The sequence below is a fragment of the Paraoerskovia marina genome, assembly GCF_900105445.1.
GTDB lineage: Bacteria > Actinomycetota > Actinomycetes > Actinomycetales > Cellulomonadaceae > Paraoerskovia > Paraoerskovia marina.
On sequence record NZ_LT629776.1, the window covers coordinates 1721586 to 1745794 of the forward strand.

Below are 24209 nucleotides of genomic sequence, written 5' to 3' on the forward strand. Positions count from 1 at the left end.
TCCTAGTCGGCGAGACCCAGGTCGAACGCCTGCGCGAGGTCGACGTCGGAGTACGTGCGGAACGCGATGAACGTCTCGGTCCGGAGCACCCCCGGTACCTTGCTGAGCCGGTCGGCGATGACAGAGGCGAACTCCTGGTGCTCACGGACCCTGACGACGACGACCAGGTCCATCTTCCCCGTGACCGAGTAGACCTCTGACACGCCGTCCAGGCCGGCGATCTCCGAGGCGACCTCGGGGATGCGTGCCGGGTCGGTGTCGACGTGGACGATGGCGGTCTGCATGTGTGCCTCCAGGTGAAGTGGTGCGGCCAATCTAGCCCGCCGGTGCCAGACTCGCCGCGGCGTGCGGCGCGCGAGGAAGGGCTGCCGACAGGTCACCGTAGGCCACCGCCGACCGGACGGGAAGAGCCCAGGTCCCGTCGATCTGCACGACGCGCACCCCGGGGCTCTCGAGCCAGTCGCCGACGATCGCGGCCTCGTGCGGGTGGCACGCGGGCGCCGGTGCGGTCGGTGCGTCGACCCGTTCGGCCGTTGCGACCAGCGCGTCGATCGCCGGGCCAGGATGCGTGCCGGCCGGCACGACCGTCGTCCCGGCGAACCGCCCGTACCGGACGACGACGACCTCCCACCCGCGGTCCGTCGTCGGGCGGGCGGCGACGATCTGCGAGCACGTCGCGAGCGTGCCGAGACGCTGCGTTCGTGCCGCACCGGCCAGGAACTCGCGCAGACGTCGGGTGACCTCGGACGCCTCCTCGAACCTCGTCTGCGCCGAGAGCTCGCGGATCCGGCGTCCCAACGCGTCGACCACCGGTCGGGGGTCCTCGGTCATCGCCGACCGTGCCGCGTCGACGGCATCCCCGTAGCCCGGGTCGCCCTCGACCGCGACGCACGGCGCCGAGCATCGGCCGAGGTCGGCGAGCAGGCAGGCGCCCGTCGTCGAGCCGGCACGTCGCGGGAGCCGGGATGTGCACTGGCGGACCGGGATCGCCTCGCAGAGCGCCTCCATGGCCTCCGTCGCGGTGCGCCGGGAGGCGAACGGCCCGATGTAGGTACCCACGGAGCCGTCGGCCTGGCCCCGGACGTCGCGCACGACAGACGGGCGAGGGTACGGCTCGTCGGTCAGTCGGAGCCAGGCGCCGCGCTCAGGACGCGTCGAGCGACGGTTGTACCGGGGCTCGTGCTCCGTGATCAGGCGGATCTCGCGAACCTGGGCTTCCAGCGTCGTCGCGCAGGGCACCGCACGGACCGCCTCGGCGACGCGCACCATCTCAGAGATCCGGCGCCGTTTCTCCGCCGCCGTGAAATAGCTGCGGACCCGTCTGCGCACGGTCCTCGACGTCCCCACGTACAGCACCTCGCCGTCGGGACCGGTGAACAGGTAGACGCCGGGGCCCTCAGGGAGTCCGTCGGCGAGATGGCGTTTGCGCCGTACCTCGGGGGCGACCGGGTCGGCGGCGGTCGCCAGGTCCTCGAGGTGTGTCACACCGAGCGGTGCAAGACGGTCGAAGATCCCGTGGAGGACGTCCACGGTCGCGCGGGCGTCGGCGAGCGCACGGTGCTCGGGGGAGACCCGGGCACGGAAGTATCCCGCGAGGGTCGAGAGCTTGTGGTTGGGTACCTCGTCCCGCGTCACGGCCCGCCGGGCGAGAGGCACGGTGTCGACCACCTGGGGTGCGGGCCAGACGAATCCGGCTGCGACCGTCGCCGCGCGCAGGAAGCCGACGTCGAAAGGTGCGTTGTGCGCGACGAGCACGGCGCCCCGGGCGAACTCCCAGAACGAGGGCAGGACCGCCTCGATCGGTGGTGCGTCGACGGTCATCGCCGTCGTGATGCCGGTCAGCCGTGCGACGAACGCGGGAACCGGCATCCCTGGGTTCACGAGAGTCTGGAACTCACCGAGCACCTCGCCCCCGAGCACCTTGACGGCGCCGATCTCCGTGATTCCGGCGTTCGCCGGGGAGCCCCCCGTGGTCTCGAGGTCCACGACGACGAACGTGACGGCGTGGAGCGGTGTGCCCAGTTCCTCGAAGGACGCCTGGTGGGGCGTCGAGAGGTCGGGGGAGGCGGTGGAGGGGCCGCCCGTCGTCGTGCTCATGGGAGTCGACGGTACGGGCGGCCACCGACACTCAGCGCTTGGCCGCGGCGTCCGCGTACAGCGCGTCGATGTCGTCCGCGAAGTCCCGGACGACGAGGTTGCGCTTCACCTTCATGGAGGGGGTGAGGTAGTCGTTCTCGATCGTGAAGTCCGTGCCGAGGATGGTGAACGCGCGGATCGACTCGGCGCGTGAGACGGCCTGGTTGGCCCGTGCGACAGCCTCGTCGAGCGCGTGGCGCACGTCGTCGTCGGTCATCGCCTCCTCGACGGTGAGCTGCGGCTTTCCGTGCATCTGGCACCAGCCCGGCAGGCCCTCGGGGTCGAGGGTGACGAGTGCTCCGATGAACGGTCGCTGGTCACCGACCACGACGCACTGGCTGACCAGCGCGTGCGCACGCAGCCGGTCCTCGAGAACGGCAGGGGCGACGTTCTTGCCGCCCGCGGTCACGATGATCTCCTTCTTGCGGCCCGTGATCCGCAGGAATCCGTCCTCGTCGAACGAGCCCAGGTCACCGGTGCGGAACCAGCCGTCGACGAACGCCTCGGCGGTCGCCTCGGGGTTGTCGTGGTACCCGCGGAAGACCTGGTCGCCCTGGAGGAGGATCTCGCCGTCCTCGGCGAGCTTGGCGGAGCATCCGGGGAGCTGCGTGCCGACGGTGCCGATCCGCACGTCGCCCGGTCGGTTCACGCAGGTCGGGGCGGTGGACTCGGTGAGACCGTATCCCTCGAGGATCGTGACGCCGTTCCCGCGGAAAAAGTGCCCGAGGCGTTCGCCGAGCGGTCCGCCACCGGAGACGGCGAAGCGCGTCTGGCCGCCGAGCGCGGTGCGGAGCTTGGTGTAGACGAGCTTGTCCGCGACAGCGTGCTGCAGCTTCAGGAACAGGCTCGGACCCTTGGGGTCGTCGAGGGCACGGGAGTAGCCGATGGCGACCTTCGTGGCCCAGTGGAAGATCTTGAGCTTGCCTCCGGCGGCAGCCTTCTGCTCGGAGGAGTTGTAGACCTTCTCGAAGACCCGGGGGACCGACAGGAGGTAGGTGGGCCTGAACGCCGCGAGGTCGTCCATCAGGTCCTTCGTGTCCGCGGTGTGACCGAGGACGGTCCCGCCGGCGACGACCAGGACGCCGATGAATCGTGCGAAGACGTGGGCGAGGGGCATGAAGAGCAGGGTCCGGGAGCCGGCGGCCCCGAAGACCTCCGGCACGGCCTCGACGGCGTTCAGCGCGAGCAGCTGGAAGTTCGCGTGGGTGAGCTCGACGCCCTTCGGACGCCCCGTCGTCCCCGACGTGTAGATGATCGTCGCGACCGAGTTCTGGTTCGCGAGCGCGGTCCGGCGGTCGAGCTCGGCGTCGTCGACGTCCTTGCCCGCGGCACGCAGCTCGTCGATCCCGCCGTCGTCGATCGTCAGGACCTTCTCGAGGCCCGGCAGCGAGTCACGGACCTCGGCGACGGTCGCGGCGTGGTCCGCGGTCTCGACGAGGATCGCCCGCGCCCCCGAGTTCGAGCAGATCCACTCGACCTGCTCCGCGCTCGACGTCTCGTAGACGGGGACGGACACGAGTCCGGCGGTCCAGGTGGCCCAGTCAAGGAGAGTCCACTCGAAGCTGGTGTGGGCCATGATGGCGACACGGTCGCCCGGCTCGGCGCCGAGCGCGATCATGCCCTTCGCGGTCTCGCGCACCTGGCGCTGGAAGTCCTCGGCGGAGATGGTCTCCCACACGCCGGGCCGGGTCCGCCGTTCGATGAGGGTGCCGTGCGGGTCTGCGGCGACGCGGTCCGTGAGGAGCGCGACGAGATTGCTGGTGGGCTCCACCTCGACGAGGCGGGCGGTGGTGAACGCATCCATGGGTGACTCCGTTGTCCGAGGGCGGCGACTGGTGAACTCTACCGTCGTCGGCAGGGTGCTCGGCGCACCGGGTAGTCGGTAGAGTCGGGCGCGCGGAACGCGCCAGGAGCGGGACAGGCCAGGAACTGAGACGAGGACATTCATGCATGCCATCGGGGTCGACATCGGCGGAACGAAGATCGCGGCGGGTGTGGTCGATGACAGCGGAAAGATCTTGGCCCAGGTGCGACGCGAGACCAGTGCCGACGACGTCGCGAGCATCGACGCCGCGGTCGCCGACGCGTGCCGCGAGCTGGAGACGGACTTCGAGATCGGTGCGATCGGGCTGGCCGCGGCCGGGTTCGTCAGCCCGGACCGGACGTCGGTGCAGTTCGCGCCGAACATCGCGTGGCGCGAGTACCCGCTCGCCGAGAACGTCGGCAGGCTGCTCGACGACGACGTCCCGATCGTGGTCGAGAACGACGCGAACGCGGCCGGATGGGCCGAGTTCCAGTTCGGCGTCGGCAGGGACGCGACGGACATGCTCATGCTGACCGTCGGCACGGGGCTCGGCGGCGCCATCATCGTCGACGGCTCGCTGGTCCGCGGTCGCTGGGGCGTCGCCGCGGAGGTCGGGCACATGCGGGTCGTTCCCGGCGGCCACTACTGCGGCTGCGGCCACGAGGGCTGCTGGGAGCAGTACGCGAGTGGCAGCGCTCTCGTCCGCGACGGCCAGGCGGCTCTGCTGGCCCAGCCCGACGCGGGGGCACGGTTGCGCGAGATCGTCGGGCCGGACCCGGCGGAGCTGCGCGGACCGCAGATCACGACCGCGGCGCAGGAGGGCGACGAGCTCGCCGTGAGCCTCCTCGCGAACCTCGGGCGCTGGCTCGGCGAGGGTGCCGCGTCGGTCGCCGCCCTCCTCGACCCGGAGATCATCGTCATCGGCGGGGGAGTGGGGGCTGCCGGCGAGCTGCTCCTGCGGCCGACGCGCCAGGCGTACAACCAGCAGCTCTCGGCGCTGGGTCACCGGCCGGAGGCCCGGATCGAGCTCGCGATGCACGGGAACGAGGCGGGAATCGTCGGGGCGGCGGACCTCGCCCGTCGCTAGACGATCGCGCCGGGATCGTCGTCCTCGGGGTCCCGGTGCGCCGGAAGACGCCAGAGCAGGAGTCCGATACCGGCGAGGAACGCGACGCCGCAACCCTGGGCCACGCTCGTGGGGAAGGGACGCACGAAGATCGCCGTGAGGAGGAAGACGGCGGGCCCGGCGACCGCCAGGACCCATGCGAGCGTGAGCAGCGGGGAGCGGCCCGTGATCGGCGGCGGCGTGGGTGGGACGAAGTGGCTCTGCTCCTCCTCGAGCGCCTCGACCTCGTCGGACGCCGGCCAGTCGCGCGGTCCGGGGGGGGTGACCCAGGGAGCCACCGGGGTTCCGGCCGGCCCTCGGCCACGGGCCGGAGGCTCGTGCGGCACTGGTCGTGGCGTCTCCGTCACCGTCGACGAGCCCTCGTCGAGCTCGGCGACGATCTCGGCCCACCGTGCGTCCACGTCCAGCGGCGGATTCTGGGATGATTCGTCCGCGGTCGGTCCGTCGTCCTCGCCCGGAGGATCCTGGTCGTCGTGGTCAGCATTCGGTGCGGCCATGGTGCTCACTCTAGAGTCGTATCCACGTCCCCGGTGTCCGGGCGGGGTCGATCGAGGAGGAACGTTGTTCTACTGGTGGATGAAGCAGGTGTTCGTCGGACCCCTGCTACGGCTCATGTTCCGGCCCTGGACACGAGGGGTCGAGAACATTCCCGCCGAGGGCGGGGCGATCCTGGCGAGCAACCACATGGCCGTCATCGACTCCTTCGTGCTGCCCCTCGTGCTCGACCGCAAGGTGCAGTTCCTGGGCAAGTCGGACTACTTCACGGGTACCGGGGTCAAGGGGCGCCTGACCGCAGGGTTCATGCGCGGCGTCGGCACGATCCCCGTCGACCGTGCGGGAGGCAAGGCCTCCGAGGCTGCGCTGAACACCGGGCTGCGGGTGCTCGAGGACGGGGACCTCTTCGGCATCTACCCCGAGGGAACCCGCAGCCCGGACGGGCGTCTTCACCGCGGCAAGACGGGGGTCGCACGCCTCGCTCTGGAGTCGGGCGCGCCCGTCGTCCCGGTCGCCATGGTGGGCACCCGTGAGGCGCAGCCCATCGGCAAGGTGGTCCCGCGACCGCTGCGGATCGGCGTCGTCGTGGGCGAGCCGATGGACTTCAGCCGCTACCGCGGCATGGAGAACGACCGCTTCATCCTCCGCGCGGTCGCCGACGAGATCATGTACGAGATCATGCGGCTGTCTGGGCAGGAGTACGTCGACGTCTACGCCGCGACCGCCAAGGCGCGGGCGGCGGCGGGCAAGCAGGTCGCCGACGTCCCCGTGGGCCCGGCGGCTCCCGGTGGACGCCCGGCCCCCGATGCTCCAGTCCCTGAACCACCCGCTGACGAACCGACGACGTCGGTAGACTAGTCCTGCACTCCCGCGCGCCCCGCGGTGACCTCACCGTGTGCGAGTACGCATCCTTCGACGAGAGGTACCACCCACCATGTCCGTCCGTCGCGTCGCCCTGCTCACCGCCGGTGGGTTCGCTCCTTGCCTTTCCTCGGCAGTGGGTGGGCTGATCGAGCGCTACACCGAGCTGGCTCCCGAGGTCGAGATCATCGCCTACGAGCACGGCTACCACGGTCTGCTCACGGGGACCAAGATCGTCATCGACGCGGAGACCCGCAAGAACGCCGGGCTCCTGCACAAGTTCGGCGGCTCGCCCATCGGGAACTCGCGCGTCAAGCTCACGAACGCGAAGGACTGCGTCAAGCGCGGGCTCGTCTCCGAGGGGCAGGACCCCCTGCACGTGGCTGCCGAGCAGCTGAAGACCGACGGCATCGACGTCCTGCACACGATCGGCGGCGACGACACCAACACGACCGCCGCGGACCTTGCCGCGTACCTGGCCGAGAACGACTACGGGCTGACCGTCGTCGGCCTGCCCAAGACGATCGACAACGACGTCGTGCCGATCCGTCAGTCGCTCGGTGCCTGGACCGCGGCCGAGGAGGCTGCCGGGTTCGCGCGCAACATCATCGGCGAGCACCGGTCCGGACCGCGCATGCTGATCGTGCACGAGGTCATGGGGCGCCACTGCGGCTGGCTCACCGCTGCCGCCGCCGCGAAGTACCGCGAGGGTCTGGACGCGGAGACGTGGCTGCCGAGCATCGGCCTGACGCGCGAGCGCTGGGACGTCCACGCGGTCTTCATCCCCGAGGCCGCGCTGGACATCGACGCCGAGGCGGAGCGCCTGAAGAAGATCATGGACGAGCAGGGCAACGTCAACATCTTCCTCTCCGAGGGCGCCGGCATGCACGAGATCGTCGCGCAGCTCGAGGCCGCCGGCGAGACCGTCGAGCGGGACCCGTTCGGTCACGTCAAGCTGGACACGATCAACCCGGGGCAGTGGTTCGCCAAGCAGTTCGCCGAGAAGCTCGGTGCTGAGAAGGTCATGGTGCAGAAGTCCGGGTACTACTCGCGTGCTGCGGCCGCGAACCCCGAGGACCTGCGTCTGATCAAGTCGATGACCGACCTGGCGGTCGACTGCGCGTTCCGCGGAGACTCCGGCGTGATCGGTCACGACGAGGAGAACGGCGACCGCCTGCGCGCGATCGAGTTCCCTCGCATCGCCGGTGGCAAGCCGTTCGACGTGTCGCAGCCCTGGTTCGTCGAGCTCGTCGAGGACCTCGGCCAGTCCCTCGTCCCCGCGTCGCACTGACATGACGACGACCGTCGACCCGGAGGTGCTCGCCGGACTCGAGCACTTCCGGGCGCTCGTCGCCCGGCAGCAGCCCACCTGGCCCGACGCGGACCGGCTGGACGCGGCGGTCCGGCACCTCGGGAGCCAGCCGCCCCTCGTCGTCCCGGCGGAGGCGGACACCCTGCGGGACCGTCTGGCCGCCGCCGGGCGGGGCGAGGCCTTTCTGCTCCAGGGCGGTGACTGCGCCGAGACGTTCGCCGAGGCCGACGCCGGCAGGATCCGCAACAAGGTCCGGACCATCCTGCAGATGGCGGTCATCCTGACGCACGGTGCCAGCATGCCCATCGTCAAGATGGGCCGGTTGGCGGGGCAGTACGCGAAGCCCCGCAGCTCCGACACCGAGGTGCGGGACGGCCTGGAGCTGCCCGCGTACCGCGGCGACATGGTCAACGGGCACGAGTTCACGACCGAGTCGCGGACGCCTGACCCGCACCGACTCGTCCAGGCCTACGACATCTCGGCCGCGACGCTGAACGTCGTCCGCGGTTTCACCCGCGGGGGTTACGCGGACCTGCGCCGCGTTCACGAGTGGAACCAGGGCTTCATGCGGAACCCTGCGTACGCCCGCTACGAGCGCACGGCCAACGAGATCGACCGGGCGATCCGGTTCATGGACGCCTGCGGGGCCGACTTCGACGCGCTCCGTACCGTCGAGTTCTTCGTCAGCCACGAGGCACTCATCCTCGACTACGAGCGTGCGCTCACCCGGGTGGACTCCCGCACGGGCCGCGCGTACGACACGTCGGGGCACTTCCTCTGGATCGGGGAGCGCACGCGTCAGCTGGACGGCGCGCACGTGGACTTCCTCTCGCGCGTCGCCAACCCGGTCGGGGTCAAGCTCGGACCGACCACGACGCCCCAGGACGCCGTCGACCTCGTCGAAAGGCTGAACCCGGGGTCGGTCGAGGGACGGTTGACGTTGATCAGCCGCATGGGGGCCGGAACCGTCCGGGACGCGCTGCCACCGATCGTCGAGGCGGTCCATGCGTCGGGTGTCCCGGTCACGTGGATCACCGACCCGATGCACGGCAACACCATCACCTCGGCCAGCGGATACAAGACCCGGCGGTTCGCCGACGTGCTCGACGAGATCGCCGGGTTCTTCGAGGTCCACCGCGCGCTCGGGACCGTCCCCGGCGGCGTGCACTGCGAGCTCACGGGCGACGACGTGACCGAGGTCCTGGGCGGGAGCGAGGAGATCGACGACGAAGGGCTCGCGCGCCGGTACGAGACGCTCGTCGACCCGCGGCTCAACCACCAGCAGTCGCTGGAGACGGCCTTCCTCGTCGCGGAGATGCTTCAGCGGTCCTGATCACCGACCGCCACGATCACGCTCGACGTCCTACGCGACGTCAAGCGTGATCGTTCCGCCGCTCTCGAGCGACTCCCCGCCGTTGGGATCCTGGGCGACGACGACGCCCAGGAACGCGCCGAGCACCTCGTTGACCTCCACGGTGAACCCGGCGTCCTCGAGCTCGGCCCGAGCGTCCTCGACGTCGTCCCCGACGACGCGGGGGACCGTCACCTCGTCCGGGCCGTCAGAGACGGTGAGCGTGACGGTCGTGCCGACGGGTTGGGTCGACCCTTCCTCGACCGAGACCGCGACGACCTCGCCCTCCGGCGCGGGGTCCGCCTCGCGCTGCGACTCGGCGACGTCGAAGCCGGCGTCGCGCAAAGCCTCGGTGGCAGCGTCCTCGGAGGCACCGACGAGCCCGTCGGGCACCGTCGCCGTCTCCGGCCCGAGAGAGACGATGAGGGTGACCGTGCCTCCGAGGTCCACACGGGTGCCACCGTCCGGGTCGGTGCCGACGACGTGGCCCGCGGCGACGTCGTCGTCGTACTCCTCGACCGTCGTCGCCTCCAGCCCGGACGCCTGGATCGCCTCGACGGCGGCGTCGGACGAGACTCCGACGAGTCCGTCCGGGACGGCACGGGTGGCCCCCGGTCCCGAGACGAACCACCACGTCAGACCGCCCGTCGTGAGGATGAGCAGCGCGACCAGGACCCAGGTCAGCGGTCGAGCGAGCCGGCTCCGCCCCGTGCGCGGGGTCGTCGGTGACTCGACGAGCGTGGTGGCGTCCTCGGACGGGTGCGCGGTGCGCCGTCCGGCCGGATACGACGCAGGAGTCGCGGCAGGGGTCGGGCCCAGGACGGAGGTCGCCGCCAGCACTCTCGTACCGTTCGTGGACGCCTCGGCCGTCCCGGGGTCGACGGCAGCACGGACGGCAAGCTCGTCCGCGGAGAGCTGCGAACGCAGACTGCGGAGGGCACCGAGGGCCACCGTCGCGTCCGACGGTCGGGATGCGGCGTCGCGGGCGGTGAGCTGCTCGACGAACGCGTCGACAGGAGCCGCGATGGCCGGGCAGGAGCCCGACGGTGCGGGCACGTCCTCGGAGACGTGGCGCGCTGCGATCTCGCGGGCGTCGGTGCCCGCGTAGGGCTGGCGGCCCGTCAGCATCTCGAACGCGAGCACGCCGACCGAGTAGACGTCCGCGCTCGCGTCGACCGTCGTCCCACTGATCACCTCGGGAGCCATGTAGGCGACGGTACCGAGAGCGCTCCCTGGCGACCCCGGCCGCGCGTGAGCGGCGCGCGCGAGGCCGAAGTCCGCGACACGGACCCGCCCGTCGCGGTCGATCAGCACGTTCTCCGGCTTGACGTCCCGGTGCACGAGGCCTGCGGCGTGCGCGCCGGCGAGGGCACCGAGGATCTGGTCGAGCAGCTCGAGCGAGTCGCCGACGCTCAGCGCTCCTGCGTCGCTCATCACCCGACGGAGGTTCGTGCCCGGCACGTACTCCATCGTCAGATAGCTGAGATCGCCGTCCTCGCCCTGGTCGTGGACGGCGACGATGCCCGGGTGCGAGAGCCGTGCCGCGGCCCGCGCCTCGTCGCGGAACCGGGTGGCCGCCTCGGGGTCGAGCGTGCCGTCCGCGAGGTGCGGGCTGATGACCTTGAGCGCGATCCGTCGTTGGAGCCGCCGGTCGTTCGCGAGGTAGACGGTGGCCATGCCGCCACGAGCGACGGTGGACAGGACCTCGTACCGCCCGTCGACGAGTCGGCCGACGAGGGGGTCGGTGTCGCTGGAGTTCACGCCCAGAGCGTAGCCGTCCGCGACGGCGTCGTGTCGACGGCAGCCCGGGGCACGTACGCTGGGCACGTGGATCTTGAGAACCTGGTGGACGAGTGGATGACCGTGCCCGACCTTGCCGACGCGCTCGGCACGACGGCGAGCCGTGCTCGCGGAGTCGTGTCCGACCGGCGGGTGCTGGGCGTCCGACGGGGCGAACGCGCGACGTTCCAGATCCCGGCGAAGTTCGTGGTGAGCCGTCGTGAGGAGCAGATCGCCTCGGGTAAGGGGGCGCCGGTCGACGCCGCCGACGACCGGCGCGTCGTCCTCTCGTCGCTCGCCGGGACGATCACGGTCCTCGGCGACCGGGGGTACAGCGACGAGGAGATCCTGTCGTGGCTCTTCAGCGAGCAGGAACCCCTCGGCTGCGCACCCATCGACGCTCTCCGCGCCGGTCGGACGACGGAGGTCCGCCGGATCGCCCAGGTCGCCGACTGACGTCAGACGCGCCGCTGGGCCGCCGCCCGACCGAGGGCGAGCAGGACCGCGCGGCCCGACTCGTCGAGGTCCGCGTCCCGGAGGGCGCTCTCCGCCGCGTCCGCGAGGTTCTCGATCAGGGCCTCGACCTCGTCGACGGCACCCGTGGAGACGAGGATCGTGCGGACGTCGTCGATCCGTGACCCCGTCAGGTCCTCGTCCCCGAGGGCGGCCATCACGGTCTCCCGTTCCGCCTCCGAGGCGGACCGGAGCGCGCGGCTGACCAGGACGGTGCGCTTGCCCTCGCGCAGGTCGTCGCCCGCCGGCTTGCCGGTGACCGTCGGGTCCCCGAACACTCCGAGCAGGTCGTCACGGAGCTGGAACGCCTCGCCGAACGGCAGTCCGTACGCGCGCACCGACGCAGGGTCGGCGCCCGCGATGGCGGCGCCGAGCGCCATGGGGTGCTCGACCGAGTAGCGTGCCGACTTCGCGCGGATGATCGCACGCGAGCGAGCCTCGTCGGCGTCGAGGTCGACGCCCCACGGCATCACCTGCGCACGGACGTCCAGGAACTGGCCGACGGTGACCTCGGCCTGCATCAGGTCGAAGACCGCACGTACGCGGGCCGCGACCCCGGGATCCAGGTCCGCCGTCGCCAGGGTCGCCTTCTCGCCGCACGAGCTCAGGAGCAGGTCGCCGAGGAGGATGGCCGCGTTCGTCCCGAACTCGTCGGGGTTCCCGTCCCACCCCTGAGCCCGGTGCACTGCCGCAAAGGCGCGGTGGGCGGCGGGACGGCCGCGGCGGGTGTCCGAGCGGTCCATGACGTCGTCGTGCACGAGCGCCGCGGCCTGGAACAGCTCGAGCGCCGCACCGGTGCCGATCGCCGCCGACCGGTCGGCAGAGTCGGCGCGCCCGCCGTGGGCCCTCCACGACCAGTAGCAGAACGCGGCCCGGAGCCGCTTGCCGCCGGCGAGGAGCTGTTCGGCCTCGTGCAGCAGGGGCAGGGTCGCCTCGTCGACGGCGAGCATGCGGTCGCGCAGCGCGTCGAGGTGGAGCGAGAGCGCGTCGTCGACGTCGCGGCGGACGTCTTCCTGGTCAAGAAGCTCGGTAGGTGTCGGCACGGACTCAGCCTAGGGTGTCGTCGTCCGGGACCAGGCGTCCGCTGAGGGAGACCAGGGTGCTGCCGTCGTCCTCGACCGTCATCAGCACGACGGACTCGTCGGTCTGCTCCGAGGTGCCCTCGCCGGTCGTGCGCGCGTAGACCCGCTGGGTCGGGTCGCCGCTCGCGTCGAACCCGGATCCTGACAGGAGCTCGTCGTAGTAGGCGGCGACGTCCTCGGGGCCGTCCGGCGTGCGGAGATTGACGGAGACGACGACGAGCGCGCCGTCCTCGCGCACCGAGGAGGCCAGCACCTCGGCCCCCGGGGCCGGTTGCGCCACGACGGCGGGAAGTCCGGGCGCCAGCGTGCCCACCGTCGACGCCGGGTCGAACCCGGCGTGTGCTGCTGTCGGCTCGCTCGTGGGCTCCTCGACGGTCGTGCACGCGGTGGCGGTCAGAAGGACGAGTCCGACCACGACCAGTCGACGAGCCCTCCCGGGGGCGATGAGTTCCACGGGCATACCGTAGTGCTGCGCGGCGACGGCAGGAGCCACGGTCGTCCACAGGTGGTCGTCCACAGCACCAAGGGCCCGCCTGGGCGAGGACGGGACCCCGCGCGCTTGCATGGGTCCATGGACACCACGATCCGGGTCGAGAACCCCGCAGAACTGATCGCCTACATCCCGCACCGGCTGGGATTCCGTCCGGCCGGCAGCATCGTCGTCGTCTCGTTGCGACCGTCAGGCGGCCGGGTCGGGCTCGTCGCACGGATGGATCTCGACGACGTCGAGAACGGTGGCGCGACACTTCTCGCGCAGCACATGCGGGGCGACGGTGCCGAGCGCGTCGTCCAGGTCGTCTACGACGACCGCGAGCCACGGCCGGACGCTCGCGCCTGGTCGGTCGCGCACCGGGTGGAGAAGATGCTCGCGGCCGTCGTGGTCGACGTCGTCACCTGGTGGGTCTCACCACACGGGTACGGGTGCCTCGACTGTGAGCCGACACGCTGCTGCCCCGAGGGTGGGCGGCCGCTGACGGATCTCGAGTCCACCGAGGTCGGGGCACACATGGTCGTCGCCGGGTCGTCCGTCGCCGACTCCCGCGACGCCGCGTTCGCGCTCCCGGCGGTCGAACCCGCTCGGCGGCGTTCGGTCACGGCCGCCCTGCGACGCGCGCGGCTGCGGCGGGCCACCGCCGAACCTGACTGGCGGCGAGACGGCCTGGAGTCGTGGCGGCGTGCCGTCGGCAGCGCACGTGCCGACGACGAGGTCCCTCCGGCGACGATCGGACGGGTCGCTGCGGCCCTCGAGGACATCCGCGTCCGCGACGCCGTCCTCCTGCATCTCGTCCGGGGTGACGCAGATCTCGTCGACAAGACCGCCGCGGGCTCGCGGGCCGGTGACGTCGCCGACCGGACAGGAGCCGCGATCGCCGCGATCGTCGACCCGGACGTGGGGATCGCGCCGCCGAAGGAGAGTCTCCGGCCGGGGGTGGTCGTCCTCGAACAAGTCGCCGCGTCGACCGGCGCGCACCCACGGGCCGCGGCAGGAACGCTCCTTGCTCTCGTCGCGTGGTGGCAGGGCGACGGCGGTCGCGCCGGGGAGCGACTGCGCGAGGCGCTCGAGGCGGACCCGGCGTACCGACTGGCTCGACTCCTCGACGCGGCGCTCTCGGCGGGCCTCGCACCGGGATGGTTGCGAAGCGCGCGGTAGCGCGGAGGCGTCCGGTACGGTCGGGCAAGGCGCTCCACCGAGTGTCATCCGGAGCGCGCACGCGCATTCGATCTTCCGACGGAGGACCATCATGACCATCGTCGTCGGCCACCTGGCCACAGCCGAGGGACAGGAAGCACTGAACGCCGCCATCGCCGAGGGCGAGCGGACCGGGGGCGAGGTCGTCGTCGTCGTCAGTCGACGCGACGGCGCCGTGCCAGAGACCGAGGACGCCGAGCTCGACCAGCTCGGCGCCCGCTTCGTGGACGCGGGGGTGACGCACCAGATCCGCGTCGTCAACGAGAGCGTCGACGTCGCCGACGACCTCGTCTCGGCTGCCCTGGAGGTGGACGCCGACCTCCTCGTGATCGGGCTGCGTCGACGGAGCCCGGTCGGCAAGCTCATCCTCGGATCGAATGCGCAGCGGATTCTTCTCGAGGCGCCGTGTCCGGTGCTCGCGGTCAAGCCTGCGCGCCCCTGACCGGCGGGAATAACGCGTCGAGAGCCGTGGTTGCGCATCGTATGAGCCCGCCGTGCCGTTGAGCGGCCGCGGTGGGGCAGTACAATAGAGGGAGTCCACCGCGCCCGACGGCGAGCCAGGCACGATCATGCGCCCCCTCGCCGGATGCCGAGCGGTTCTCCGGCCCACCGACGAACAGCTGAAAGGTCCTTCGTGGCGTCCACTTCTCAGCCCACCACCCTTCCCCGTGAGTTCGAGCACGAGGCCCTTCAGGGTCTGCTCCGACGCGGGAGCGAAGACGGACGGATCGACGCGTCGTCGTTCCGGACCGCCTGCGAGACCGCCGGAGTGGGTGACGCCAAGCGGTTGAAGGCCGTGCTGCGTGCACTCGCCGGTGCGGGGGTCGAGGTCGAGATCCCGTCGTCGTCGGCCGTGGCGGCAGCCGCCGAGACGGTCAGTCGTACGACGGCTACCGCCAAGGCGACGAAGCCGACCACCCGCAAGAAGCCGGTCAAGGCTGCAGAGTCCGACGACGCGGAGAGTGCGACGAAGCCCGCCGCCAAGAAGACGACGGCCAAGTCGACCACCGCCAAGACCGCGCCGGCGAAGACGGCCGCGAAGAAGGCGGCCCCGACCAAGGCCAAGGCGGCTCCGGCGGACGAGGCGTCCGAGGAGGACGCGAGCACCGCGAAGAAGCCGGCTGCGAAGGCGAAGGCGAAGGGTGGCCCGAAGCCGAAGCAGGCGCCGCGTCTTCCGGAGCCCGACGGCGAGCTGGCCGAGGACCACCCCGAGGCGGAGCGCAAGAAGCGCATCGTCGAGGTCCCGAAGGCCGACGGCGACGAGAACCGCGGGTTCGTCGTCTCCGACGCGGACGACGACGACGCGCCGGCGCAGCAGGTCGTCACCGCGGGGGCCACGGCCGACCCGGTGAAGGACTACCTCAAGCAGATCGGCAAGGTCGCGCTCCTCAACGCGGAGCAGGAGGTCGAGCTCGCGAAGCGGATCGAGGCTGGTCTCTTCGCGGACGAGCGACTGAACTCCGGTGAGATCACCGACAAGAAGATGATCCGCGACCTCAAGTGGATCGCGCACGACGGCCGTCGGGCGAAGAACCACCTGCTCGAGGCGAACCTGCGCCTCGTCGTCTCGCTCGCGAAGCGCTACACCGGCCGCGGCATGCTCTTCCTGGACCTGATCCAGGAAGGGAACCTCGGCCTGATCCGTGCGGTCGAGAAGTTCGACTACACCAAGGGCTACAAGTTCTCGACGTACGCGACCTGGTGGATCCGTCAGGCGATCACCCGCGCGATGGCGGACCAGGCACGGACCATCCGTATCCCGGTCCACATGGTCGAGGTCATCAACAAGCTCGCGAGGGTCCAGCGGCAGATGCTGCAGGACCTCGGTCGTGAGCCGCTGCCCGAGGAGCTCGCCAAGGAGCTCGACATGACGCCGGAGAAGGTCGTCGAGGTCCAGAAGTACGGGCGCGAGCCGATCTCCCTGCACACTCCCCTCGGTGAGGACGGCGACAGCGAGTTCGGCGACCTGATCGAGGACTCCGAGGCGGTCGTCCCGGCCGACGCCGTGAGCTTCACGCTGCTCCAGGAGCAGCTGCACCAGGTGCTCGACACGCTCTCTGAGCGCGAGGCCGGCGTCGTCTCGATGCGCTTCGGGCTGCAGGACGGCCAGCCCAAGACCCTCGACGAGATCGGCAAGGTCTACGGCGTGACACGTGAGCGGATCCGACAGATCGAGTCCAAGACGATGTCGAAGCTGCGCCACCCGAGCCGCTCGCAGGTGCTGCGCGACTACCTCGACTGAGACCGGCAGCGCGGTCGGACCTGTCGGGTCCGACCGGCCGGTCCGCGTCCGACGACGAAGGCCCCCACCCGAACGGGTGGGGGCCTTCGTGCGATCCGGGCGTGCGGGGGAACTACTCCGCGCGTGCTCCGGCCGGTGCACTTCCGTGCTCGGCGAGGAGGCGGTCGGTCTCGTCCTGGACGGAGGTTGCCACGTCGGAGTAGGCGTCCGCGTGGGCGCGCGCGTGGTGGCCGCAGAACAGGAGTTCTCCGTGTTCGAGGACGACACGCACGTAGGCCTGGGCCGAGCAGCGGTCGCACCGGTCGGCAGCGGTCAGCGGTTCAGTGGTCGTAGCATTCACACCACCATGTAACCACCTTCCTCGTCGATCTGGTGCAGGGTTCGCTCCGCGCGTAGCGCCTTGTCCGCCGTGTCGTCGGCCTCGTCTACGCTGGGGCCTCGTGACAGCCACTTCAGCGGACTCCAGCTATACCGCCCGCCACCTCTCCGTCCTCGAAGGTCTCGAAGCGGTGCGCAAGCGCCCCGGGATGTACATCGGGTCGACCGACTCGCGCGGTCTGATGCACTGCCTCTGGGAGATCATCGACAACTCCGTCGACGAGGCCCTGGCCGGGAACTGCTCGCAGATCCGCGTCGTGCTCCACGCGGACTCGTCGGTGACGGTGGAGGACGACGGGCGCGGGATCCCCGTGGACGTCGAGCCGAAGACCGGGCTCTCCGGGGTCGAGGTCGTGTTCACCAAGCTGCACGCCGGTGGCAAGTTCGGCGGCGGGTCGTACACGGCCTCCGGCGGCCTGCACGGTGTGGGAGCCTCGGTGGTGAACGCCCTGTCGGCTCGACTCGACGTCGAGGTGGACCGCGGCAGCAAGACGCACCGGATGACGTTCCACCGTGGGGAACCCGGGCAGTTCGACGACCGGGGTAAGGAGCCGAGTCCCGACTCACCGTTCGAGCCGTTCGTCTCTCGCTCGGAGCTGGCCGTCGTCGGCAAGGTCAAGCGAGGGGTGACCGGCACCCGCGTGCGCTACTGGGCGGACCGTCAGGTCTTCCCGAAGGATGCTCGGTTCGCGTACAACGAGCTCGTCACCCGGGCACGTCAGACCACGTTCCTCGTGCCGGGCCTGCGGATCACCGTGCGCGACGAGCGTGGCCTGGCCGGGACCCCGGGGGAGGACGGCCCCTCGGAGGAGTCCTTCGTCCACTCGGGCGGAACCGTCGACTTCGCCGAGTTCCTGGCGCCCGACGCCGCAGTGACGAGCACGTGGCACCTGACGGGCTCGGGGTCGTTCACCGAGACGGTCCCCGTGCTCGACGACCGCGGGCACATGACGCCCCAGCCCGTGGAGCGGGAGTGCGAGGTCGACATCGCGGTCCGGTGGGGGACCGGCTACGGAACCGAGGTCCGGAGCTTCGTCAACATCATCTCGACGCCGAAGGGTGGCTCGCACCAGGCGGGTTTCGACGCGGGTCTGCTGAAGGTCGTCCGCAAGGCCGTCGAGGCGAACGCACGGCGGCTCAAGGTCTCGACGAAGGACGGCTCCGAGAAGATCGAGAAGGACGACGTGCTCGCCGGGCTGACCGCCGTCGTCACGGTCCGACTGGCCGAGCCTCAGTTCGAGGGGCAGACCAAGGAGGTCCTCGGCACCGCGCCGGTCCGGGGGATCGTGGCACGCGTCGTCGAGAAGGAGTTGACGGCGAGGTTCAGCTCCGCGAAGCGGGACGACAAGACCCAGGCGACGCTCCTGATGGACAAGGTCGTCGCGGAGATGCGGGCGCGGGTCTCGGCCCGCAAGCAGAAGGAGATCTCGCGCCGCAAGAACGCGCTGGAGTCCTCGTCGCTGCCGGCCAAGCTGGCGGACTGCCGCAGCAACGACGTCGGTTCGAGCGAGCTGTTCATCGTCGAGGGGGACAGCGCCCTGGGTACGGCCAAGCTCGCCCGCGACTCGAACTTCCAGGCACTTCTGCCCATCCGCGGCAAGATCCTCAACGTCCAGAAGGCCTCGCTCAGCGACATGCTGAAGAACGCCGAGTGCGCGGCGATCATCCAGGTGATCGGTGCCGGGTCGGGGCGCTCGTTCGACCTCGAGGCGGCCCGGTACGGAAAGATCGTGCTGATGACGGACGCCGACGTCGACGGCGCCCACATCCGGACGCTGCTGCTGACGCTGTTCTTCCGCTACATGCGGCCGATGATCGACAACGGACGCGTCTACGCGGCGGTCCCGCCCCTGCACCGCATCGAGGTCGTCGGGAGCGGCCGTCGCAAGGGGGAGTACATTTACACCTACTCCGAGGCGGAGCTGAACACGACGCTGCGGAAGCTCGACAAGGCGGGTCGTCGCTACAAGGACGACATCCAGCGGTACAAGGGACTCGGCGAGATGGACGCCGACCAGCTCGCGGAGACGACCATGGACCCGCGGCACCGGACCCTGCGCCGCGTCACGGCCGAGCACGCGGAGGCGTCCGAGCGGGTCTTCGAGCTGCTCATGGGTTCGGACGTCGCCCCGCGCAAGGAGTTCATCGTGGCGGGTGCGCGAGAGCTCGACCAGTCCCGGATCGACGTCTGAGCACGGGTGACGGCGTGTTCACCGTCACAGCGTCCGGGCGCTGGACCGGTCGGGAGGCTCTGCCCGGGCGCGCCTAGGATGCGGTCGTGACCTCAACACTGCTCAGGACGCCCCGTCGCCTCGCGACCCTCGGTGCCGGCCTCTTCGTGACCGCTGCTCTCCTCTCCGGATGCGCGCAGGACGCGTCCGAGGACGACAGCCCGGCGGTCTCCGAGTCGTCGGAGGAGTCCACGTCCTCGGTCGAGGTCGAGATGACGACCGACGACACGGGCGACGTCGTCGAGGCCACCTACGACGGCCAGGAGGGCGAGACGGCCCTCGACCTCCTCACGGAGGGCGACCCGGAGGCGGTCGTCAGCGGTGAGGGCGAGAATGGCTTCGTGACCGGGATCGGAGGTCGCGAGGCCGACGACACCACGAACGAGTTCTGGGCGTTCTACGTCAACGGCGAGCAGGCCCAGGTGGGTGCTGGCGTCTACACCACGACCGACGAGGATGTAGTGACATGGAAGCTCGAGACCTTCTGACGCAATGGTGGCGACCCGCACTGGCGGCGGTGCTCGTCGTCCTCGCGCTGGGGTTCCGCCTCGTCCGTGAGGACCTGGGCCTCCCGCCCAACCTTGAGATCGTCACGGCCGCGACGTTCGCGGCCGCTCTGCTCCTGCGCCATCCGGTGGCGCTCGCCGTTCCGCTGGTCGCGACCGTCGGCTCGGACGTCCTGATGGGCAACACGTCGATCGCGCTGTTCACGTGGTCGGCGTGGGCCGTGATCGGGGTGGCGGCCTTCGCCGTCCGCCGACTCGGCGACCGTCACCGCTTCCTGACCGCGCTCGGGTTCGGCGTCGGGTCCTCCGTCTGGTTCTTCCTCTGGACCAACGCGGGCGTCTGGTTCTTCGCGCGGGGCGTGTACTACCCGGCCGGGCTCGACGGCCTGATCGCGAGTTACGTCGCCGGCCTGCCGTTCTTCCGGACGATGCTCGTCGGCAACCTCGTCCTGGTCCCTGCCGCCGCCGCGCTCGTGAGCGTCGTCGAGCGGCTCGAGCAGCACGCCGGGCTGGCGCAGGTGCCGGCGGTCGCACCCTCGCGCTGAACCACTCCGTCGGCGCCGGGGCGCCGACCCGACGGCGGGCCCGGGGAGTTCCCCGGGCCCGCCGTGCTGTGCCCGGGAGAAGCGGCCGCCCGTGGGCGACAATGGGAGTCATCGACCCGTCGGCAGCACGAGCGAGGAGCACCACCATGACCCGGCACAAGATCTTCGACATGACCTTCGCGAGCATCTACCCCTTGTACGTGAACAAGGTCGAGCGCAAGGGGCACAGCAGGGCCGAGCTGAACCAGGTCGTCGAGTGGCTGACCGGCTACGACGAGAACGCCCTGGACCGGACGATCGAGGACGAGTCCACCATGGAGGAGTTCTTCGCCCAGGCCCCCGCGATGAACCCGAACGCGCCCTTGATCACCGGCGTGATCTGCGGGCACCGGGTCGAGGACATCGAGGACCCGTTGATGCAGCAGATCCGGTGGATGGACAAGCTGGTCGACGAGGTCGCGCGGGGCAAGAAGATGGAGAACATCCTCCGTACACCCGCGTGACGCCGTCCTTGCCGTCTGTCACACGCTGAAGTACTTCGCCTCCGGGTGGTGCAGGACGAAGGCGTCCGTCGACTGCTCGGGGTGCAGCTGCAGCTCGTCGCTGAGCACGACACCGACGCGTTCGGGGCGCAGCAGCTCGACGACCTTGCGGCGGTCCTCCATCTCGGGGCACGCGGGGTAGCCGAGCGAAAAGCGGGCGCCGCGGTACTCGAGCTTGAAGTACCCCTCGACCGTCCCCGGTTCCTCGCCCGCGAGCCCGAGCTCGTCCCGGACGCGCGCGTGCCAGAACTCGGCGAGCGACTCGGTGAGCTGGACCGAGAGCCCGTGCAGCTCCATGTAGTCGCGGTACTGGTTCGCGGCGAACATCTTCGCGGTGTGGGCGTCGACCGCGTCGCCCATCGTCACCAGCTGGACGGGCAGGACGTCGAACCGGCCCGTCTCCTCGACCCATGCGCGCGGACGGACGAAGTCCGCCAGGCACAGGTGCCGGTCGCGACGTTGACGCGGGAACGTGAATCGGAGCCGCTCGGTGCCGGGTTCTCCGCCGGAGCCGCCGTCGGGTCCGTCGTGGTGGGCGACGACGACGTCGTCACCCTCGGACCACACGGGGAAGTACCCGTAGATCACGGTCGGGTCCATCATTCCCTCGGCGGCGATGCGGCTCAGCCACTCGCGGAGCCGGGGGCGGCCCTCCGTCTCGACGAGGTCCTCGTACGATCGCCCGTCCTCGCCGCGACCCGGCTTGAGGCCCCACTGGCCCATGAACGTCGCACGCTCGTCCAGCAGCGCAGAGTACTCCGCGAGCTGAAGCCCCTTGACGATGCGGGTTCCCCAGAAGGGCGGTTCGGGGACGTCGTTGTCGATCGCGACGTCGGAGCGCGCCGGGAGGTCCTCGACCGGCGTCTCGGTCACGGTGACGGTCGCGTGCCGGCGCTTCTTGAGCGGGGGGAGCCCGACGCTGTCGGGGGCCTCGCCGCGGGCGATCCGCACCAGCGGTTCCATCAGGCGCAGTCCCTCGAACGCATCGCGGGCGTAGCGCACCTGGCCGTCGTACACGGCGTCGAGGTCGTCCTCGACATACGTGCGGGTCAGTGCGGCTCCACCCAGCAGGACCGGGTACTTGTCCGCAAGGCCTCGCGTGTTGAGCTCTTCGAGGTTCTCCTTCATGACCACCGTGGACTTCACGAGCAGACCGGACATGCCGATGACGTCGGCCCCGTGCTCCTCCGCCGCCTCGATGAAGGCGCTCGCGGGCTGCTTGATCCCGATGTTGACGACATCGTAGCCGTTGTTCGTCAGGATGATGTCGACGAGGTTCTTGCCGATGTCGTGCACGTCGCCGCGCACGGTGCCCAGGACGATCGTGCCCTTGCCGGCGGCCTCGGTCTTCTCCATGTGAGGCTCGAGGAGTGCGACCGCGGACTTCATCACCTCGGCGGACTGGAGGACGAACGGCAGCTGCATCTCGCCCTTGCCGAAGAGCTCGCCGACGACCTTCATCCCGGCCAGGAGGTGATCGTTGACGATCTCCAGCGCGGAGGTCCCGGTCGCCCGAGCCTCGTCCAGGTCGGCCTCCAGGCCCTTGCCCTCGCCGTCGATGATGCGGCGCGAGAGGCGTTCGCCGACCGGGAGCGCCGCCATCTCGGCGGCGCGCTGGTCCTTGAGGGCCGCCGAGTCCACCCCGGAGAAGAGATCCAGCAGGTGGGAGAGCGGGTCGTGCGTCAGGTTCCCCGCGTCGTCGTAGACCCGCTTGTCCCAGATCAGGTCGAGCGCGGCCTGGCGCTGCTCGTCGGGGATCTTGTTCAGGGGGAGGATCTTGGCCGCGTGCACGATCGCCGAGTCGAGGCCGGCCTGCACGCACTCGTGCAGGAACACCGAGTTCAGGACGGTCCGCGCGGCGGGGTTGAGCCCGAACGACACGTTCGAGACCCCGAGGGTCGTGTGCACACCCGGGTACTTGGCGACGAGCGCACGGATGGCCTCGATGGTCTCGATCCCGTCGCGACGGGTCTCCTCCTGCCCGGTGGCGATCGGGAACGTGAGCGTGTCGACGATGATGTCGTCGCGGCGCATGCCCCACTCGTCGACGAGCGTGTCGATGAGGCGGGAGGCGATCGCCACCTTGTGCTCGGTGGTGCGTGCCTGCCCCTCCTCGTCGATGGTCAGGGCGATCACGGCGGCACCGTGCTCCTTGACGGCCGGCATGATCCGGCGGAAGCGGGAGCTTTCGCCCTCGCCGTCCTCGAAGTTCACCGAGTTCACGACGGCACGGCCGCCGACGAGCTCGAGCCCCGCGCGGATCACGTCGGGCTCGGTCGAGTCGATCACGAGGGGGAGGGTGGAGGCGCTCGCGAACCGCGAGACGATCTCGCGGACGTCGGCGACGCCGTCACGCCCCACGTAGTCGACGCAGACGTCGAGCAGGTGTGCGCCCTCGCGGGTCTGGGTCCGGGCGATCTGCACGCACTCGTCCCACTCGCCGGCGAGCATCGCCTCGCGGAACGCCTTGGATCCGTTGGCGTTGGTGCGCTCGCCGATCGCGAGGAACGCGGAGTCCTGGGTGAAGTCGACGTGCGAGTAGAGGCTCGCGACGCCGTTCTCGCGCGCTGGTTCGCGCTCCGCCACGGGTTGTCCCCCCACGGCCTCGACGACCTGGCGGATGTGCTCCGGTGTGGTCCCGCAGCAGCCACCGACCAGTCCGAGGCCGAACTCGGTGGCGAACTGCGCGTGCGAGGCCGCGAGCTCGGCGGCCGTCAGCGGGTAGGAGGCGCCGTCCTTGCCGAGGACGGGAAGCCCGGCGTTCGGCATGCAGGTCACGGGGATGGTGGCGTGCTTCGACAGATGGCGCAGGTGCTCGCTCATCTCGGCGGGGCCCGTGGCGCAGTTGAGCCCGATCGCGTCGATGTCGAGGGCCTGGAGGGTCGTGAGCGCCGCGCCGATCTCCGAGCCCATGAGCATCGTGCCGGTGGTCTCGACGGTCACGGAGACGAAGATCGCGATCGACGAGCCGAGACGCTCCATGGCCTCGAGAGACCCGTTCACGGCGGCCTTGGTCTGGAGCAGGTCCTGGCTCGTCTCGACCAGCACCGCGTCCGCGCCACCACGGACGAGCCCCTCGGCCTGGAGCGCGAACGTCTGCTTGAGGTGGTCGTACGTCGTGTGGCCGAGGCTCGGAAGCTTGGTCCCCGGGCCCATGGAGCCGAGCACCCACCGGGGCTTGTCGGGCGTCGACCAGTGGTCGGCCCGCTCGCGGGCGATCCGTGCGCCGGCCTCGGCCAGCTCGGCGATCCGGTCGTCGATGTCGTAGTCCGAGAGGTTCGACCAGTTGGCACCGAACGTGTTCGTCTCCACGCAGTCGGCCCCGACGGCGAAGTACGCGTCGTGGACCGCGGCGATCGCGTCCGGACGCGTGACGTTGAGGATCTCGTTGCAGCCCTCGAGGCCCTGGTAGTCGTCGAGCGTCAGGTCCTGAGCCTGCAGCATCGTGCCCATCGCGCCGTCCGCGACGACGACGCGGTGCCGGACCGCGTTGAGAAGGGCAGCAGAACCAGGGGTGAAGGCGGGGCGTGACATGGCCCCGATTCTAGGTGCCCCGGGCACGCGGCAGGATGCTGTCTTACGTTGGGCCCATGACTTGTGAACCGCTCTGTCTGCG

General features: G+C 70.5%; 21 protein-coding genes. 12 read left to right on the top strand and 9 right to left on the bottom strand.

Going from position 1 to position 24209, the window contains the following annotated elements; all coding sequences use genetic code 11:
- Nucleotides 1–2: 2 nt before the first annotated feature.
- From BLU20_RS07680 to BLU20_RS07690, 3 genes are read right to left on the bottom strand one after another with little or no spacing between them, the layout of a single operon-like run.
- Complete coding sequence (locus BLU20_RS07680; protein WP_029253586.1) at nucleotides 3–284, bottom strand: Lrp/AsnC family transcriptional regulator; 282 nt, start codon at nucleotides 282–284, stop codon at nucleotides 3–5.
- Nucleotides 285–315: 31 nt separating this feature from the next.
- A complete protein-coding gene (locus BLU20_RS07685) occupies nucleotides 316–2097 on the bottom strand; it encodes a DEDD exonuclease domain-containing protein (RefSeq protein WP_083372153.1) in 1782 nt (593 codons plus the stop codon).
- Nucleotides 2098–2128: 31 nt separating this feature from the next.
- Complete coding sequence (locus tag BLU20_RS07690) at nucleotides 2129–3940, bottom strand: AMP-dependent synthetase/ligase (RefSeq protein ID WP_083372154.1); 1812 nt, start codon at nucleotides 3938–3940, stop codon at nucleotides 2129–2131.
- A 142-nt stretch (nucleotides 3941–4082) separates the two neighbouring features.
- On the opposite strand from BLU20_RS07690, the gene BLU20_RS07695 reads away from it, so the two are divergent.
- A complete protein-coding gene (locus tag BLU20_RS07695; RefSeq protein WP_083372155.1) occupies nucleotides 4083–5027 on the top strand; it encodes an ROK family glucokinase in 945 nt (314 codons plus the stop codon).
- Here the strand turns inward: BLU20_RS07695 and BLU20_RS07700 are convergent.
- The gene (locus tag BLU20_RS07700; protein WP_083372156.1) at nucleotides 5024–5563 is read right to left on the bottom strand and encodes a hypothetical protein; all 540 of its coding nucleotides are present in this window, start codon (nucleotides 5561–5563) and stop codon (nucleotides 5024–5026) included. The two genes, BLU20_RS07695 and BLU20_RS07700, sit on opposite strands and share 4 nt — an antisense overlap.
- Before the next feature lie 64 nt (nucleotides 5564–5627).
- Here BLU20_RS07700 and BLU20_RS07705 point away from each other — a divergent pair, with 64 nt between their 5' ends.
- The 3 genes from BLU20_RS07705 (at nucleotide 5628) to BLU20_RS07715 (ending at nucleotide 9067) form a co-directional block, all read left to right on the top strand.
- Entirely contained in the window at nucleotides 5628–6419 is a 792-nt protein-coding gene (locus tag BLU20_RS07705; RefSeq protein WP_231959145.1) for a lysophospholipid acyltransferase family protein, read from the top strand.
- Nucleotides 6420–6495: 76 nt separating this feature from the next.
- On the top strand, nucleotides 6496–7713 hold the full coding sequence (locus BLU20_RS07710) for a pyrophosphate--fructose-6-phosphate 1-phosphotransferase (RefSeq protein ID WP_029253580.1): 1218 nt from the start codon (nucleotides 6496–6498) through the stop codon (nucleotides 7711–7713).
- A 1-nt stretch (nucleotide 7714) separates the two neighbouring features.
- Nucleotides 7715–9067 (top strand): class II 3-deoxy-7-phosphoheptulonate synthase, encoded by a 1353-nt coding sequence (locus BLU20_RS07715; RefSeq protein ID WP_083372157.1) that lies wholly within the window; start codon nucleotides 7715–7717, stop codon nucleotides 9065–9067.
- Nucleotides 9068–9097: 30 nt separating this feature from the next.
- On the opposite strand, the gene pknB is transcribed toward BLU20_RS07715, so the two are convergent.
- Nucleotides 9098–10846, bottom strand: coding sequence for a Stk1 family PASTA domain-containing Ser/Thr kinase (gene pknB / locus BLU20_RS07720; protein ID WP_172829045.1), 1749 nt, complete (start codon nucleotides 10844–10846; stop codon nucleotides 9098–9100).
- A 66-nt stretch (nucleotides 10847–10912) separates the two neighbouring features.
- On the opposite strand from pknB, the gene BLU20_RS07725 reads away from it, so the two are divergent.
- Nucleotides 10913–11320 carry an Rv2175c family DNA-binding protein gene (locus tag BLU20_RS07725; RefSeq protein WP_231959146.1) on the top strand — a complete coding sequence of 136 codons (408 nt, stop codon included), beginning with the start codon at nucleotides 10913–10915 and terminating at the stop codon, nucleotides 11318–11320.
- A 2-nt stretch (nucleotides 11321–11322) separates the two neighbouring features.
- Here BLU20_RS07725 and BLU20_RS07730 read toward each other — a convergent pair whose 3' ends face one another.
- A complete protein-coding gene (locus BLU20_RS07730; RefSeq protein ID WP_197675383.1) occupies nucleotides 11323–12420 on the bottom strand; it encodes a polyprenyl synthetase family protein in 1098 nt (365 codons plus the stop codon).
- A gap of 4 nt (nucleotides 12421–12424) precedes the next feature.
- On the bottom strand, nucleotides 12425–12913 hold the full coding sequence (locus BLU20_RS07735) for a hypothetical protein (protein ID WP_157270388.1): 489 nt from the start codon (nucleotides 12911–12913) through the stop codon (nucleotides 12425–12427).
- 117 nt (nucleotides 12914–13030) lie between these two features.
- Here BLU20_RS07735 and BLU20_RS07740 point away from each other — a divergent pair, with 117 nt between their 5' ends.
- The 3 genes from BLU20_RS07740 (at nucleotide 13031) to BLU20_RS07750 (ending at nucleotide 16391) form a co-directional block, all read left to right on the top strand.
- Entirely contained in the window at nucleotides 13031–14110 is a 1080-nt protein-coding gene (locus BLU20_RS07740) for a DUF4192 domain-containing protein (RefSeq protein WP_083372160.1), read from the top strand.
- A gap of 91 nt (nucleotides 14111–14201) precedes the next feature.
- Nucleotides 14202–14591, top strand: coding sequence for a universal stress protein (locus BLU20_RS07745; RefSeq protein ID WP_083372161.1), 390 nt, complete (start codon nucleotides 14202–14204; stop codon nucleotides 14589–14591).
- A gap of 192 nt (nucleotides 14592–14783) precedes the next feature.
- Nucleotides 14784–16391 carry an RNA polymerase sigma factor gene (locus BLU20_RS07750; RefSeq protein ID WP_231959147.1) on the top strand — a complete coding sequence of 536 codons (1608 nt, stop codon included), beginning with the start codon at nucleotides 14784–14786 and terminating at the stop codon, nucleotides 16389–16391.
- A 112-nt stretch (nucleotides 16392–16503) separates the two neighbouring features.
- Here the strand turns inward: BLU20_RS07750 and BLU20_RS07755 are convergent, their stop codons facing one another.
- Entirely contained in the window at nucleotides 16504–16731 is a 228-nt protein-coding gene (locus tag BLU20_RS07755; RefSeq protein ID WP_043110000.1) for a DUF7455 domain-containing protein, read from the bottom strand.
- A gap of 100 nt (nucleotides 16732–16831) precedes the next feature.
- Between BLU20_RS07755 and BLU20_RS07760 the strand changes: the two genes are divergently transcribed.
- The 4 genes from BLU20_RS07760 (at nucleotide 16832) to BLU20_RS07775 (ending at nucleotide 20554) form a co-directional block, all read left to right on the top strand.
- Entirely contained in the window at nucleotides 16832–18961 is a 2130-nt protein-coding gene (locus BLU20_RS07760; protein WP_083372163.1) for a DNA gyrase/topoisomerase IV subunit B, read from the top strand.
- Nucleotides 18962–19047: 86 nt separating this feature from the next.
- A complete protein-coding gene (locus tag BLU20_RS07765) occupies nucleotides 19048–19488 on the top strand; it encodes a DUF4430 domain-containing protein (protein ID WP_083372164.1) in 441 nt (146 codons plus the stop codon).
- Nucleotides 19467–20051, top strand: a complete 585-nt coding sequence (locus BLU20_RS07770; RefSeq protein WP_083372165.1) for a DUF6580 family putative transport protein — start codon at nucleotides 19467–19469, stop codon at nucleotides 20049–20051. The genes BLU20_RS07765 and BLU20_RS07770 overlap by 22 nt, the downstream gene beginning before the upstream one ends.
- 146 nt (nucleotides 20052–20197) lie before the next feature.
- Nucleotides 20198–20554 carry a DUF2200 domain-containing protein gene (locus tag BLU20_RS07775; RefSeq protein WP_083372166.1) on the top strand — a complete coding sequence of 119 codons (357 nt, stop codon included), beginning with the start codon at nucleotides 20198–20200 and terminating at the stop codon, nucleotides 20552–20554.
- Between the two features lie 18 nt (nucleotides 20555–20572).
- On the opposite strand, the gene metH is transcribed toward BLU20_RS07775, so the two are convergent.
- Nucleotides 20573–24127, bottom strand: a complete 3555-nt coding sequence (gene metH, locus BLU20_RS07780) for a methionine synthase (protein WP_083372167.1) — start codon at nucleotides 24125–24127, stop codon at nucleotides 20573–20575.
- Between the last annotated feature and the right edge of the window lie 82 nt (nucleotides 24128–24209).